Raw genomic sequence first — 13,621 nt, forward strand, 5'->3', positions numbered from 1 at the left:
GATGAAGCCCCAGGCGATGAAGGCCGCGATGTTCGGCATGACCATTCCCGAGAGGAAGGTGCCGAAGCGCTGGACGTCGACGCGCGGTGGAGCGCGCGTCCACGTCCAGCGCTTCGGCACCTTCCTCTCGGGAATGGTCATGCCGAACATCGCGGCCTTCATCGCCTGGGGCTTCATCACGGCCCTCTTCATCCAGACCGGATGGCTCCCGCTCCTCGGCATCGACGCCACCTGGGTCCAGCAGTTCGGCGGCTGGAGCACGGATCCCGACGTCGTCAATACCGGCCTCGTCGCCCCGATGATCACCTACCTCCTCCCGCTCCTCATCGCGAACACCGGCGGCCGCATGGTCTACGGCGCCCGCGGAGGCGTGGTCGGCACCATCGCGACCATGGGCGTCATCGTCGGCGCCGGCATCCCGATGTTCATCGGCGCCATGATCATGGGCCCGCTGTCGGCGTGGCTCATGAAGAAGGTCGACTCGATCTGGGACGGCAAGATCAAGCCCGGCTTCGAGATGCTGGTCAACAACTTCTCCGCCGGAATCCTCGGCCTCCTCCTCGCGCTCCTCGCCTTCGCGGGCGTCGCGCCGCTCGTGGTCGGCCTCTCGACCGCCCTCGGTGCGGGCGTGGAGTTCCTGGTCAACGCGGGCCTGCTCCCGCTGACCTCGCTCTTCATCGAGCCGGCGAAGATCCTCTTCCTGAACAACGCCATCAACCACGGCATCCTCACGCCGCTGGGCGTCCAGCAGGCGGAGGAGGCGGGCAAGTCCTACCTCTTCCTCCTCGAGGCCAACCCCGGCCCCGGCATGGGCGTGCTCCTGGCCTTCGCGTTCTTCGGCGTCGGCGCGGCCCGCGCCTCCGCTCCCGGTGCGGCGATCATCCACTTCATCGGCGGCATCCACGAGATCTACTTCCCGTACGTGCTGATGAAGCCGGCGCTGCTCGCGGCCGTCATCCTCGGCGGTGCGACCGGTGTCGCGACGAACGTCGCGTTCAACTCCGGCCTCCGCGCCCCCGCCTCGCCCGGCTCGATCATCGCGGTGCTCCTGCAGACCGCGAACGACAGCTTCCTCGGCGTCATCCTCTCGGTGATCCTCGCGACCGCCGTGTCGTTCCTGGTGGCCTCGGTCATCATCCGGTCCGGCCGCAAGCGCGACCTGGCCGCGGAGCAGGAGGGCGACGACAAGCTCGCCGCCGCCGTCGCCGCCAACGAGGCGAACAAGGGCAAGGAGAGCGCCGTCGGCTCGCTCATCAACGCCCGCGGCGCCAACGCTCCGCAGGACTCGGCCGGCGCCTCGACCGCGGGGGCCACGGCCACCGCGACCCAGGTCCGGAACATCGTCTTCGCCTGCGACGCCGGCATGGGCTCGTCCGCGATGGGCGCCTCGGTGCTGCGGAACAAGATGAAGAAGGCGGGCTTCGAGGACGTCACGGTCACCAACAAGGCGATCGCCGCTCTCGAGGACGACGTGGACCTGGTCATCACCCAGGCCGAGCTCACGGAGCGCGCCCGCCAGCGCACCCCGGGCGCGATCCACGTCTCCGTGGACAACTTCATGAACAGCCCGAAGTACGACGAGGTCGTCTCGCTGGTCGCGGAGCAGCACGGCAAGTAGTACGCCAACCATTCGGAGGGAACCCGTAGGGTGCGACAGGGCGGACACGCTCCGCTCGCCCCTGCGGGTTCCCTCGCTGTCAGCACCTCCACGGAAGGACGCACCCCATGAGCGACGTGCTCACCATCGGACAGATCGACGCCTCCGGCACCGCTACCACGAAGGAGGCCGCCATCAAGGAGGCCGCCGACATGCTGGTCGGCGTCGGCGCGGTCACCCCCGCCTACTACGAGGCCATGCTCGCCCGCGAGGCGACCGTCTCGACCTACATGGGCAACCTGCTCGCCATCCCGCACGGCACCAACGACGCGAAGGACGAGATCCGCTCCTCCGCCCTCTCGTTCGTGCGCTATGCGCAGCCGATCGACTGGGACGGCAACGAGGTGCGCTTCGTCGTCGGCATCGCCGGCGTCGACAACGAGCACCTCGAGATCCTCTCCAAGATCGCGATCATCTTCTCGGAGGAGGACGAGGTGCAGAAGCTCCTCGACGCCCCGGACGCGCAGTCGCTCTACAGCCTGCTGGGCGAGGTCAACTCCTGATGCCCACCGCCGTCCACTTCGGCGCCGGCAACATCGGCCGCGGCTTCGTCGGCCTGATCCTGCACGGCGCCGGCTACGAGCTCGTCTTCGCCGACGTCAACTCCGAGCTGATCGGCCGCCTCGGCGCTGCCGACAGCTACGAGGTGCACGAGGTGGGGGAGGAGGCGGCCACGCACGTCGTCGACCGCTTCCGCGCGATCGACTCGGCCGCCGACGAGGAGGCGCTCGTCCGCGAGATCGCCGCCGCCGACATCGTCACCACGGCCGTCGGCCCGAACATCCTGCGCTTCGTCGCCCCCGTGATCGCGAAGGGCCTCGCGGCCCGCGACGAGTCGGCGCCGCGGCTGGCGGTCATGGCCTGCGAGAACGCGATCAACGCCACGCGCCTCCTGCAGACCGAGGTCGCCGCGAACCTCGGCGCGGACGAGTGGGAGCGCCTGCGCACCCGCGCCGTCTTCGCCGACACCGCGGTGGACCGCATCGTCCCGAACCAGGACCCGGGCCAGGGCCTGGACGTGACGGTGGAGAGCTTCTTCGAGTGGGTCGTCGACCGCACTCCGTTCGAGGGCACCGAGCCGGAGATCCCGGGCGCGACCTGGGTCGACGACCTCGAGCCCTTCATCGAGCGGAAGCTCTTCACGGTGAACACCGGCCACGCGACGGCCGCCTACACCGGCTTCGCGGCCGGAGCGCACAAGCTCTCCGACGCGCTGGGGATGCCCGAGGTGCACGACGCGGTCAAGGCCGCGCTCGAGGACACCAAGGAGCTCATCGTGGCCAAGCACGGCTTCAGCGACGAGGAGCAGCAGGCCTACCTCGAGAAGACGCTGAAGCGCTTCGCCAACCCGTACCTGACCGACACGGTCGACCGGGTGGGACGCCAGCCGCTGCGGAAGCTGTCGCGGCACGAGCGCTTCATCGGACCGGCGGCCGAGCTCGCCGAGCGCGGGCGCACGCCGGAGGGCCTGCTCACCGCGATCGGCGCCGCGCTGCGCTTCGACGTGCCCGAGGACCCCCAGAGCGTGGAGCTCCACGAGAAGCTGGCCGCGCTCAGCCCGGAGGAGTTCGTGGCGGAGGTCACCGGCCTCACGGCCGAGCACCCGCTCTTCGACCGGGTCGTGGCGGTCGTCCGCGGCTAGTCCCGTGGCCGCACGGCGGTGAACGACGACGAGGTCCCCTGCTTCCGGCGGGGGACCTCGTCGTCTGCGGCGGCTCGGGTGGAGCGCTAGAACAGCCGCCAGCGGGTGAGCGGCCAGGCCACGGCGAAGACGCGTCCGGTGACCCTGTCGATCGGCACGGTCTTCACGCACGTGTCGATCGGCCCGCCGGCGCCGCGGCACTCGCCGAGCGAGTCGTTGGAGTTCGACCGGTGGTCGCCCAGGACGAAGAGGGAGCCCTCGGGGACGGTGTACTCGTCGAAGCAGCGGAGGGACGCGGGGCTCGTCGTGCAGTCGAGGGTCCCGGGGGTGAAGGGGAAGTCCTCGAACACGTAGGACTCGTCCAGCGGCTTCCCGTCGACCAGCACGTGCCCCTCGGCGTCGCAGCAGGAGACGGTGTGGCCGCCCTCGGCGATCAGCCTCTTGACGAGGAACTCCTCGTGGGAGGGGCCGATGCTGGTGACGTCGCCGAAGGTCTTCACGATCTCGGAGAGGGGGCTGCCGGCCTCGTCGCTCGCGCCCCAGTCGGCGTCGCGCGAGAAGACGACGATCTGCCCCTCCTCCGGCCCGCCCTGGAGGGCGAGGGTGCGGTCGACCAGGATGCGGTCGCCGAAGAACCCGCCGCCCTGGAGGGTGTTCTCCATCGAGCCGGTCGGCACCGTGTACACCTTCACGAAGAAGGTCTGCACCAGGGCGATGACCGCGATCGCCGCCAGGATCGTCACCACCGGGTGCGAGTACCAGCTCCGCCTCGCGGTCGCTGACCTCGTCGTGCGCGCCATGTGCTCTCCCTCCGGCTCGACGGAGCCAGCCTAGGCGGCGGCGGACGCGGGGCCCGGCAGGGGGCGCGCGTCGGGCGCGGAGGCGGAGGAGGGGGCGACACGCCCGAGGTGGCGGAACGGCCGCGATTCGCGTAGCATCGACCCTTGGTGTTTTGCGCGTGCTCCGGCATGCCCGCGAACCCCGATCCGGGCTCTCGCCCGGTGGTGGCTCGTCGCGGAAACATTCGCACGACCAGTACACACACTACTTCCGAACGACAGTGAGGCTATGGCCAAAAAAGACGGTGTCATCGAAATCGAAGGTGCGGTTGTCGAGGCGCTCCCCAACGCGATGTTCCGCGTGGAGCTGACCAACGGACACAAAGTTCTCGCCCATATCTCGGGCAAGATGCGTCAGCACTACATCCGGATCCTCCCCGAGGACCGGGTGATCGTGGAGCTGAGCCCCTACGACCTGACCCGCGGCCGGATCGTCTACCGCTACAAGTAGGCGTTCGCTCCGCTGACGTTCGCGACGTGCGTGTCCTGTAAGGAACGGCCCCGGCATCCGCCGGGAGCACGACGCCAGCGAAAACAAGGACAAGAACAATGAAGGTCAACCCCAGCGTCAAGCGCATCTGCGACCACTGCAAGATCATCCGCCGCCACGGCAACGTGATGGTCATCTGCAGCAGCAACCCCCGCCACAAGCAGCGCCAGGGCTAGTCCCGCTGCTTCCGCGAGGGAGCGCAGGGGCGGCGTGCCGCCCCCACTGCACAACTGAACACACCCGCAGCACCAGAAATCGCGCAGCACCCCGGCGACCCCGGGGTGGACGGCGAGGACACCTTCGGTCGGAGGCCGAGGCACCGGTGCTGCTTCACACCTCCACTCACTCACAGGAGAAGCCACAATGGCACGTCTGGCAGGAGTAGACATCCCGCGCGAGAAGCGCGTGGAGGTCGCACTGACCTACATCTACGGTGTCGGCCGCACTCGCGCGCTCAAGACCCTGAGCGACACCGGGATCGACGGCAACATCCGCGTCAAGGACCTCAGCGACGACCAGCTCGTCTCGCTCCGCGACTACATCGAGGGCAACTACAAGGTGGAGGGCGACCTCCGCCGCGAGGTCGCCGCCGACATCCGCCGCAAGGTCGAGATCGGCTCGTACGAGGGCCTCCGCCACCGTCGCGGCCTCCCGGTCCGTGGACAGCGCACCAAGACGAACGCGCGCACCCGCAAGGGACCCAAGCGCACCGTCGCCGGCAAGAAGAAGGCCGGCCGCAAGTAACGCGGGCGACACGGACCTAGAGGAGATACAGAATTGGCTACCCCCAAGTCGGCCGCGCGCAAGCCGCGCCGCAAGGAGAAGAAGAACATCGCTGTGGGCCAGGCCCACATCAAGTCGACGTTCAACAACACCATCGTCTCGATCACCGACCCCTCCGGGGCCGTCATCAGCTGGGCCTCGTCCGGTGGAGTCGGCTTCAAGGGCTCGCGCAAGTCGACGCCGTTCGCCGCCCAGCTCGCCGCCGAGTCGGCCGCGCGCCAGGCTCAGGAGCACGGCATGAAGAAGGTGGACGTCTTCGTCAAGGGCCCCGGCTCGGGTCGTGAGACCGCGATCCGCTCGCTCCAGGCCGCAGGCCTCGAGGTCGGCTCGATCAACGACGTCACCCCGCAGGCGCACAACGGCTGCCGCCCGCCCAAGCGTCGTCGCGTCTAAGCAGCACTCGCAGCCGTCGGTCGGCCGCACGAACCGCCTCCGGGCGGGGAGTGCGGCCGACCGGCGGATCGCGCATTTCTTTCACAACTCCACACCTCGCAAACGCACGTGTCATATAGCGGACACGTGATCGAAAGGAATCATCAGTGCTTATCGCACAGCGTCCGACGCTCACCGAGGAGAACATCTCGGAGTTCCGTTCCCGCTTCGTCATCGAGCCCCTCGAGCCCGGCTTCGGCTACACGCTCGGCAACTCGCTGCGTCGCACCCTGCTGTCCTCCATCCCCGGCGCCGCTGTCACCAGCATCCGGATCGACGGAGTCCTGCACGAGTTCACGACCGTTCCGGGCGTCCGCGAGGACGTCACCGAGATCATCCTGAACATCAAGGGACTCGTCGTCTCCTCCGAGCACGACGAGCCGATCACCGCCTACCTGCGCAAGCAGGGAGCCGGCCAGGTCACCGCCGCGGACATCTCGGCGCCGGCCGGTGTCGAGATCCACAACCCTGAGCTCGTCATCGCCACGCTGAACGACAAGGCGAAGTTCGAGCTCGAGCTCACGATCGAGCGCGGCCGCGGCTACGTCTCGGCGACCCAGAACCGCAGCGAGTTCTCCGAGGCCGGCCAGATCCCGGTCGACTCGATCTACTCGCCCGTGCTGAAGGTCACCTACCGCGTCGAGGCCACCCGTGCCGGCGAGCGCACCGACTTCGACCGCCTGGTCGTGGACGTGGAGACGAAGGCCGCGATCTCGCCGCGCGACGCCATCGCCTCCGCCGGACGCACGCTGACCGAGCTGTTCGGTCTCGCCCGCGAGCTGAACAACGCGGCCGAGGGCATCGAGATCGGCCCCGCGCCGGTCGACGCGGTCCTCTCGACCGAGCTGTCCATGCCCATCGAGGACCTCGACCTCTCGGTGCGCAGCTACAACTGCCTCAAGCGCGAGGGCATCAACAACGTCAATGAGCTCGTCGCCCTCTCGGAGACGCAGCTCATGAACATCCGCAACTTCGGTCAGAAGTCGGTGGATGAGGTCAAGGAGAAGCTGACGGAGCTCGGCCTGTCGCTCAAGGACTCGGTCCCCGGGTTCGACGGCGCCCACTTCTACAGCTACGACGACGAGAGCATCTAGGTCCTCCGCTCCGGAGCCCCGGCTCCTCGCGTCCGACCTGCTGACACCCCTTTAGTACTGGAGTAAACCCATGCCCAAGCCCACCAAGGGCCCCCGCCTCGGAGGCGGACCCGCACACGAGCGCCTGCTGCTGGCGAACCTGGCCGCGGCCCTGTTCACGCACAAGAGCATCAAGACGACCGAGACCAAGGCCAAGCGCCTTCGTCCGCTCGCCGAGCGCCTGGTGACCTTCGCCAAGCGCGGCGACCTGCACGCCCGCCGTCGCGTCCTCGCGACGATCGGCGACAAGTCGGTCGTCCACGAGCTCTTCACCGAGATCGCTCCGCTCGTCGCCGAGCGCGAGGGCGGCTACACCCGCATCACCAAGATCGGCCCCCGCAAGGGAGACAACGCGCCCATGGCCGTGATCGAGCTCGTCCTCGAGCCCGTCACGCCCAAGGCGAAGAAGTCGCGCACCGCCACGGCGCCCGTGTCCGCTCCGGTGGACGAGGCCCCCGCCGAGGAGACCCCCGTCGAGGAGGCGCCCGTGCAGGACGCTCCCGTCGAGGACGCCGCGCAGGACGCTCCTGTCGAGGAGACCGGCGCGACCAAGTAGTCACGCCCCCTCTGCCGAGAGCCCTCCGTCCCCTCCGGGGCGGGGGGCTCTCGTCGTTCCACGGGGCCGAGTGGCGCGAATCGTCGCTTACGATGGCACGGGTGCGCTCGTCGGGTGCGGCCGCGTCACGACCGGCGCTCCCGGGGTCCGCCCCGACGATCCTCGGAGGACTCCTGTGCGACTGCCCTCCTCGGCTGCTGCGGCGCTCCTCGCCCTGGCACTCGCGGGCGGAGTGAGCGGCTGCGCCTCCGGCGAGGTGATCGACGTGCCGGAGTCGGCGGGCCTCGCGAGCACGCCTCCGGTACCGTCGGCCGCACCGACCGTGCCCTCCGTGCCCTCCGTGCCGTCGAGCGAGGGCGTGGACTGCGCGACCGCTCTCCCCGCCTCCCTCGTCGAGCAGGAGGCCGGCTCGACGGCGGGCACCGTGTCGATCACCGCCGCGGAAGACACGTGCTCCTACGCCGTCGACGGCGGCGATCCGGTCGTCGTGCTGACGCTGCACCGCGGGCCCCTCGTCGAGACCTTCACCGGTGCGGGCGAGGCGCTCGGCGCCGTGCCGGTCTCGCTGGGCACGGCCGCCTACGGGGTGCAGGGCATCGCCTCCGCTCCCTCCGAGCTGGCCGTGCTCGCAGGCGGCGGGGAGGCGCGGATCGTCTCCTCGGTCGGCGAGCAGTCGACGCTGGTCGGCTGGGCGGTCTCGGCCCTGGCGACTGTCGACGTCCCGCTCGCGGTCGCCTGAGCCGCGACCACGGCGCGCTCTACACTCGTCTGATGCTCCACCGCGTCCGCCTCGACCTGGCCTACGACGGCTCGCACTTCTCCGGGTGGGCCAAACAGCCCGGCCTCCGCACCGTGCAGGGGGTGCTCGAGGAGTCGCTCGCCCTGGTGCTGCGCTCCGAGCAGCACCCGACCGTGACGGTCGCCGGGCGCACCGACGTCGGCGTGCACGCCAGCGCCCAGGTCGCCCACGTCGACCTCACCCCCGAGCAGTGGGGCCGCATCAGCACCGGCCGGCGCCGACCGGGGGAGGAGCCGTTCCCGCCCGCGTCGATCCTGGAGCGGCGGCTCCGCGGGATCCTCGGGCAGTACACCGACGTCTCGGTGCACCGGGTGACGGAGGCGCCGGAGGGGTTCGACGCGAGGTTCTCGGCGCGCTGGCGGCGGTACGAGTACCGGCTGGCCGACGCCTCCTCGATGCGCCACCCGCTCGACCGCACGTACACCACCTGGATCACCGACTCCCTCGACCTCGACGCGATGTCGGCCGCGGCCCGCTCGCTCCTGGGCCTGCACGACTACGCGTCGTTCTGCCGTGCCCGCGCAGGGGCCACCACCATCCGGAGCCTGCTCGACTTCACCTGGGAGCGAGACGCCGACGGAGTCCTGCACGCCCACCTGCGCGCGGACGCCTTCTGCCACAGCATGGTGCGGGCCCTCGTGGGGGCGTGCGTCGCGGTCGGCGCCGGGAAGCTCGAGGCGGGGGCGGTCCCGCTGCTCCGGGACGCCGCCAGACGGACCAACGCGTTCGCGGTGATGCCGGCACGCGGCCTCATCCTCCGCGAGGTCGACTACCCCGAGGACGACGCGCTCGCCGAGCGGGCCCTGCTCACCCGCGCGAAGCGCACCGTGCGGACCGAGGGGCGTGACCCGGAGGACTCGGAGTGAGGCGAGGGCGCGCGCCCGCGCCCCGCGACCCGTGGCGGCTCGGGTCGCACCTCCCGCTGCCGGAGCCCCTGCCGCCACGATCCGTGCTTGGCCGCACGAGGGCTTTGCTGTAATGTCGACCCTTGGTGTTTTCGGCCGTGTGCCGAGCGCCCGAAGTTGAGCCCTCCACCGGATCGGTTCGTCCCCCTCGAGGGTCGAACGGCCACGGAGCGGGATCCACGAACACCTCACTCCGACCAGAAAGCAGCACTCACGTGACTCGCACTTTTTCTCCGAAGCCGGCTGACGTCCAGCACGACTGGATCGTCATCGACGCGTCCGACGTCGTGCTCGGCCGTCTCGCCACCCACGCCGCGGCGCTCCTGCGCGGCAAGCACAAGGCCACCTTCGCGCCGCACATGGACATGGGCGACTTCGTCATCATCGTCAACGCGGAGAAGGTCGCCCTCACCGGCCAGAAGCTCCTCCAGAAGAAGGCCTACCGCCACTCCGGCTACCCGGGCGGCCTCTCGGCCACCACGTACGCCGAGCTCCTCGAGAAGAACCCGGTCCGCGCCGTCGAGAAGGCCATCCGCGGCATGCTCCCCAAGAACTCCCTCGGCCGCGCCCAGCTGCGCAAGCTGAAGGTCTACACGGGATCCGAGCACCCCCACGCGGCCCAGCAGCCGCAGGCGTACGCCTTCACCCAGGTCGCCCAGTAGGCTCCGGCCCTCCCCGACACCCCAGACTTCGAAGACAAAGGATCACCTACACCGTGGCGAAGATCGCAGACCAGATCGACGTGGCTCCCGAGAGCTACTCCACCGAAAGCCCGGCCACCGAGGCGTCCACGACGCCCCGCGCCGTCCTCAACGTCTCCGGCGCAGCCGTGGGCCGACGCAAGCAGGCCATCGCCCGCGTGCGCCTCGTCCCCGGCAACGGCGGCATGACCGTCAACGCCCGCGAGTTCGCGGAGTACTTCCCCAACAAGCTGCACCAGCAGCTGATCACCGACCCCTTCAAGGTGCTCGACCTGATCGGCTCCTACGACGTGGTCGCCAAGATCACCGGCGGCGGCCCCTCCGGTCAGGCCGGCGCGCTGCGCCTCGCCATCGCCCGTGCACTCAACGAGATCGACCGCGAGAACAACCGCGCGATCCTGAAGAAGGCGGGCTTCCTGACCCGCGACGCCCGCGTCATCGAGCGCAAGAAGGCCGGTCTCAAGAAGGCCCGCAAGGCGTCCCAGTTCTCGAAGCGCTAGTCGACGCGGCCTGACGGCCGCACGACCAGCAGCTCGAGAAGGGACTGCGCACCATGCCGCGCCTGTTCGGAACAGACGGCGTCCGTGGCCTCGCGAATCGCGAGGTCACGGCCGACCTGGCTCTCGGCCTCGCCCAGGCGGCCGCCCGTGTACTCGGAGCGGCCGCCCGGGCCGAGGGCCGTCGGCCCGTCGCCGTGCTCGCCCGCGACCCCCGCATCTCCGGTCAGTTCATCGGAGCCGCGGTCGCGGCGGGTCTCGCGAGCGCGGGAGTCGACGTGCTCGATGCGGGCGTCATCCCGACGCCCGCCACCGCCTACCTCATCGCCGACGAGAACGCCGACTTCGGCGTGATGATCTCGGCCTCGCACAACCCCGCCGCCGACAACGGCATCAAGTTCTTCGCCGCCGGCGGACGCAAGCTCCCGGACGAGCTCGAGAACCGCATCGAAGCGGCCCTCGGGGTCCCCCCGCTCACGCCGACCGGAGCCGACGTCGGCCGCATCACCCGCTTCTCCGACGCGGAGGACCGCTATGTTCTCCACCTGCTCGGATCCCTCGAGGGCACCCGTCTCGACGGCCTGCACGTGGTCATCGACTGCGCGCACGGCGCTGCCGCCGGCATCTCGCCTCAGGTGTTCACCGACGCCGGAGCGACCGTCACCGTCATCGGCAACGACCCCGACGGCCTCAACATCAACGACGGAGTGGGCTCCACCCACCTCGACAACGTCGCCGACGCCGTCCGCGCGGCCGGCGCCGACATCGGCATCGCCCACGACGGCGACGCCGACCGCTGCCTCGCAGTGGACGCCGAGGGCCGCATCGTCGACGGCGACCAGATCATGGCGATCCTCGCGACAGCCATGGCCCGCCGCGGCGCCCTCCGCGACGACGTCCTCGTGGCCACCGTCATGAGCAACCTCGGCCTCAAGCTCGCCATGCGCGCCGCCGGCATCCGCGTCATCGAGACCGCGGTCGGCGACCGCTACGTCCTCGAGGCGATGAACGACGGCGGCTACTCGCTCGGCGGGGAGCAGTCCGGCCACGTCATCATGAGCCGCTACGCCACTACCGGCGACGGCGTGCTCACCGGCCTCCAGCTCGCGGCCGAGATGGCCCGGACCGGACGCACGATCGCCGACCTGGCCGCAGTCATGTCCGTCTTCCCGCAGACCCTCCTCAACGTGCGCGGCGTCGACCGCGAGGGCGTCCGCGACGACGAGGTCATCGCCTCCGCCGTCGCCGACGCCACCGCCGAGCTCGGCAGCGACGGCCGCGTGCTCCTGCGCCCCTCCGGCACCGAGCCGATGGTGCGCGTCATGGTCGAGGCGAAGACGCAGGAGACGGCCGACCGCCTCGCCGAATCGCTCGCCGCGGTCGTGCTCGAGCGGCTGCGCTCTTAAGGAGCCGCTCCCTGCGCGGCTCCTCGCGGTCGGCCTGGAGAGGTGGTCGCGATGGGTGGAGCGGGGTGCGTTCGCCGCGCGGGAATCGCTTGGCACGCGATTCCCACGACGGCTCGTGGGTTGGGCCGCTCCCTGCGCGGCTCCTCGCGGTCGGCTTGGGGAGGTGGTCGCGATGGGTGGAGCGGGGGGCGTTCGCCGCGGGTGAATCGCTTGGCACGCGGCTGTGTTTGTTGCGGGGCCGCTCCCTGCGCGGCCCCTCGCGGTTGGCTTCGCGAGGTGGTTGCGATGGGTGGAGCGGGGCGCGTTCGCCGCGGGTGAATCGCTTGGCACGCGGCTGTGTTCGTTGCGGGGCCGCTCCCTGCGCGGCCCCTCGCGGTCGGCTTCGCGAGGTGGTTGCGATGGGTGGAGCGGGGCGCGTTCGCCGCGGGTGAATCGCTTGGCACGCGATTCCCGCGACGGCTGTGTTCGTTGCGGGGCCGCTCCCTGCGCGGCCCTTCGCGGTCGGCTTGTGGAGGTGGTCGCGCTGGGTTGAGCGGGTCGCGGTCGCCGCGCGTGAATCGCTTGGCACGCGATTCTCGCTGACGGCTGTGTTCGTTGGTGGGCTGCTACTTGCGCGGCCCCTCGCGGTCGGCTTCGCGAGGGGGTTGCGCGGGCGGAGCGTGTCGCGGTCGCCGCGCGGGAATCGCTTGGCACGCGATTCACGCTGACGGCTCGTGGGTGGTGGCGAGCCTGCGCCGATCGTGCGGTGAAGGGGTTCGAGGTCGGTGGCTGCGCGGTGCGCGCGGCGGCGAACAGCGACCGGGGGCGCGGTCAGATCTTGCGGAGGAGGACCGAGGAGACCGTGTGATCGGCCTGCTTGCGGAGGACCAGGCTCGCGCGGGAGCGGGTGGGGCGCACGTTCTGCAGCAGGTTCGGCTCGTTGATCGCGGCCCAGATGCTCCGCGCGCGCTCACGGGCCTCGTCCGGACTGAGCGCCGCGTAGCGGTGGAAGTAGGAGTTCGGATTCGCGAACGCGCCCTGCTGCAGGGTGAGGAAGCGCTCCTCGTACCAGCGCGCGATGTCGCTGGTCCGGGCGTCGACGTAGACGGTGAAGTCGAACAGGTCGCTCACCGCCAGGCCGTGACCGGGCACCGGCGGCTGCAGCACGTTCAGGCCCTCGACGATCAGCACGTCCGGCCGCCGCACGACGATCTCGGCGTCGGGGACGATGTCGTAGGACAGGTGCGAGTAGAACGGCGCGCGCACCTCCGCGGCCCCGCCCTTCACCTCCGAGACGAAGCGCAGCAGCGCTCGCCGGTCGTACGACTCGGGGAAGCCCTTGCGGCTCATCAGACCGCGGCGCTCCAGCTCGCGGTTGGGCAGCAGAAAGCCGTCGGTGGTCACCAGCTCGACGCGGGGCGTGTCCTCCCAGCGGGCGAGCAGCTCCCGAAGCAGGCGCGCGATCGTCGACTTGCCCACCGCGACCGACCCCGCGACGCCGATCACGAACGGAGTCGGCTGCGCGCGCTCCCCGAGGAACGTGCTCGTCGCGCGGTGCAGGTGCCGCGCGCCACCGGCGTACAGGCTCAGCAGGCGCGAGAGCGGCAGGTAGACCTCCGCGACCTCGGTGAGGCTCAGCCGGTCGCCCAGCCCCCGCAGCTGCACGACCTCGGTCTCCGACAGCGGCAGCTCCGTGGTGCGGGCGAGCTCGGCCCAGTCGGAGCGGACGATCTCGACGAAGGGGGAGGGGTGCGCGTCGCGCGCGGGATCGCGAGGAGACGACGGCATGGGGACCGATCCTA

16 protein-coding genes are annotated in these 13,621 nt (G+C 70.4%); 14 read left to right on the top strand and 2 right to left on the bottom strand.

The annotated features are described in order from the left end of the window. The first annotated feature begins 133 nt into the window (after positions 1 to 133). The 3 genes from C5C44_RS12430 to C5C44_RS12440 all read left to right on the top strand — a co-directional run bounded on the left by C5C44_RS12430 (position 134) and on the right by C5C44_RS12440 (position 3,299). The gene (locus C5C44_RS12430; RefSeq protein WP_258066737.1) at positions 134 to 1,618 is read left to right on the top strand and encodes a PTS mannitol transporter subunit IICBA; all 1,485 of its coding nucleotides are present in this window, start codon (positions 134 to 136) and stop codon (positions 1,616 to 1,618) included. 107 nt (positions 1,619 to 1,725) lie between these two features. Then, positions 1,726 to 2,160, top strand: a complete 435-nt coding sequence (locus C5C44_RS12435; protein WP_104224996.1) for a PTS sugar transporter subunit IIA — start codon at positions 1,726 to 1,728, stop codon at positions 2,158 to 2,160. After that, positions 2,160 to 3,299 (top strand): mannitol-1-phosphate 5-dehydrogenase, encoded by a 1,140-nt coding sequence (locus C5C44_RS12440; protein WP_104335949.1) that lies wholly within the window; start codon positions 2,160 to 2,162, stop codon positions 3,297 to 3,299. The genes C5C44_RS12435 and C5C44_RS12440 overlap by 1 nt, the downstream gene beginning before the upstream one ends. 86 nt (positions 3,300 to 3,385) lie before the next feature. On the opposite strand, the gene lepB is transcribed toward C5C44_RS12440, so the two are convergent. After that, positions 3,386 to 4,099: a signal peptidase I gene (gene lepB / locus C5C44_RS12445; protein ID WP_104224998.1), complete on the bottom strand. Its 714-nt coding sequence runs from the start codon at positions 4,097 to 4,099 to the stop codon at positions 3,386 to 3,388. Positions 4,100 to 4,367: 268 nt separating this feature from the next. Between lepB and infA the strand changes: the two genes are divergently transcribed. The 11 genes from infA (at position 4,368) to glmM (ending at position 11,840) form a co-directional block, all read left to right on the top strand. Beyond that, entirely contained in the window at positions 4,368 to 4,589 is a 222-nt protein-coding gene (gene infA, locus C5C44_RS12450) for a translation initiation factor IF-1 (RefSeq protein WP_022883252.1), read from the top strand. Positions 4,590 to 4,687: 98 nt separating this feature from the next. Continuing rightward, positions 4,688 to 4,804, top strand: coding sequence for a 50S ribosomal protein L36 (gene rpmJ, locus C5C44_RS12455; RefSeq protein WP_055787164.1), 117 nt, complete (start codon positions 4,688 to 4,690; stop codon positions 4,802 to 4,804). A gap of 187 nt (positions 4,805 to 4,991) precedes the next feature. Further along, positions 4,992 to 5,372 (top strand): 30S ribosomal protein S13, encoded by a 381-nt coding sequence (gene rpsM / locus C5C44_RS12460; RefSeq protein ID WP_068251511.1) that lies wholly within the window; start codon positions 4,992 to 4,994, stop codon positions 5,370 to 5,372. A gap of 33 nt (positions 5,373 to 5,405) precedes the next feature. Next, on the top strand, positions 5,406 to 5,804 hold the full coding sequence (gene rpsK / locus C5C44_RS12465; protein ID WP_055787170.1) for a 30S ribosomal protein S11: 399 nt from the start codon (positions 5,406 to 5,408) through the stop codon (positions 5,802 to 5,804). 146 nt (positions 5,805 to 5,950) lie between these two features. After that, on the top strand, positions 5,951 to 6,937 hold the full coding sequence (locus C5C44_RS12470) for a DNA-directed RNA polymerase subunit alpha (protein ID WP_104224999.1): 987 nt from the start codon (positions 5,951 to 5,953) through the stop codon (positions 6,935 to 6,937). A 70-nt stretch (positions 6,938 to 7,007) separates the two neighbouring features. After that, complete coding sequence (gene rplQ, locus C5C44_RS12475) at positions 7,008 to 7,532, top strand: 50S ribosomal protein L17 (protein ID WP_104335950.1); 525 nt, start codon at positions 7,008 to 7,010, stop codon at positions 7,530 to 7,532. A 175-nt stretch (positions 7,533 to 7,707) separates the two neighbouring features. Continuing rightward, complete coding sequence (locus C5C44_RS12480) at positions 7,708 to 8,271, top strand: hypothetical protein (protein WP_104327880.1); 564 nt, start codon at positions 7,708 to 7,710, stop codon at positions 8,269 to 8,271. Between the two features lie 32 nt (positions 8,272 to 8,303). Further along, on the top strand, positions 8,304 to 9,197 hold the full coding sequence (locus tag C5C44_RS12485) for a tRNA pseudouridine(38-40) synthase TruA (RefSeq protein WP_104335951.1): 894 nt from the start codon (positions 8,304 to 8,306) through the stop codon (positions 9,195 to 9,197). Between the two features lie 254 nt (positions 9,198 to 9,451). Further along, entirely contained in the window at positions 9,452 to 9,898 is a 447-nt protein-coding gene (gene rplM / locus C5C44_RS12490; RefSeq protein WP_104225003.1) for a 50S ribosomal protein L13, read from the top strand. 53 nt (positions 9,899 to 9,951) lie between these two features. Continuing rightward, positions 9,952 to 10,437, top strand: a complete 486-nt coding sequence (gene rpsI / locus C5C44_RS12495) for a 30S ribosomal protein S9 (protein ID WP_104225004.1) — start codon at positions 9,952 to 9,954, stop codon at positions 10,435 to 10,437. Between the two features lie 53 nt (positions 10,438 to 10,490). Then, positions 10,491 to 11,840 (top strand): phosphoglucosamine mutase, encoded by a 1,350-nt coding sequence (gene glmM / locus C5C44_RS12500; RefSeq protein ID WP_104248196.1) that lies wholly within the window; start codon positions 10,491 to 10,493, stop codon positions 11,838 to 11,840. 810 nt (positions 11,841 to 12,650) lie between these two features. On the opposite strand, the gene coaA is transcribed toward glmM, so the two are convergent. Continuing rightward, positions 12,651 to 13,607 (bottom strand): type I pantothenate kinase, encoded by a 957-nt coding sequence (coaA, locus tag C5C44_RS12505; protein ID WP_104234153.1) that lies wholly within the window; start codon positions 13,605 to 13,607, stop codon positions 12,651 to 12,653. Positions 13,608 to 13,621: the final 14 nt, after the last annotated feature.

The sequence above is a fragment of the Rathayibacter sp. AY1F6 genome (genome assembly GCF_002932035.1).
Taxonomy (GTDB): domain Bacteria; phylum Actinomycetota; class Actinomycetes; order Actinomycetales; family Microbacteriaceae; genus Rathayibacter.

What these genes read in the sequence shown, in the direction of transcription:
- C5C44_RS12430 (WP_258066737.1), top strand. Translation starts at nt 134, where the DNA reads ATGGTCATGCCGAACATCGCGGCCTTCATCGCCTGGGGCTTCATCACG.
- C5C44_RS12435 (WP_104224996.1), top strand. Translation starts at nt 1,726, where the DNA reads ATGAGCGACGTGCTCACCATCGGACAGATCGACGCCTCCGGCACCGCT.
- C5C44_RS12440 (WP_104335949.1), top strand. Translation starts at nt 2,160, where the DNA reads ATGCCCACCGCCGTCCACTTCGGCGCCGGCAACATCGGCCGCGGCTTC.
- lepB (WP_104224998.1), bottom strand. Translation starts at nt 4,099, where the DNA reads ATGGCGCGCACGACGAGGTCAGCGACCGCGAGGCGGAGCTGGTACTCG.
- infA (WP_022883252.1), top strand. Translation starts at nt 4,368, where the DNA reads ATGGCCAAAAAAGACGGTGTCATCGAAATCGAAGGTGCGGTTGTCGAG.
- rpmJ (WP_055787164.1), top strand. Translation starts at nt 4,688, where the DNA reads ATGAAGGTCAACCCCAGCGTCAAGCGCATCTGCGACCACTGCAAGATC.
- rpsM (WP_068251511.1), top strand. Translation starts at nt 4,992, where the DNA reads ATGGCACGTCTGGCAGGAGTAGACATCCCGCGCGAGAAGCGCGTGGAG.
- rplQ (WP_104335950.1), top strand. Translation starts at nt 7,008, where the DNA reads ATGCCCAAGCCCACCAAGGGCCCCCGCCTCGGAGGCGGACCCGCACAC.
- C5C44_RS12485 (WP_104335951.1), top strand. Translation starts at nt 8,304, where the DNA reads ATGCTCCACCGCGTCCGCCTCGACCTGGCCTACGACGGCTCGCACTTC.
- glmM (WP_104248196.1), top strand. Translation starts at nt 10,491, where the DNA reads ATGCCGCGCCTGTTCGGAACAGACGGCGTCCGTGGCCTCGCGAATCGC.
- coaA (WP_104234153.1), bottom strand. Translation starts at nt 13,607, where the DNA reads ATGCCGTCGTCTCCTCGCGATCCCGCGCGCGACGCGCACCCCTCCCCC.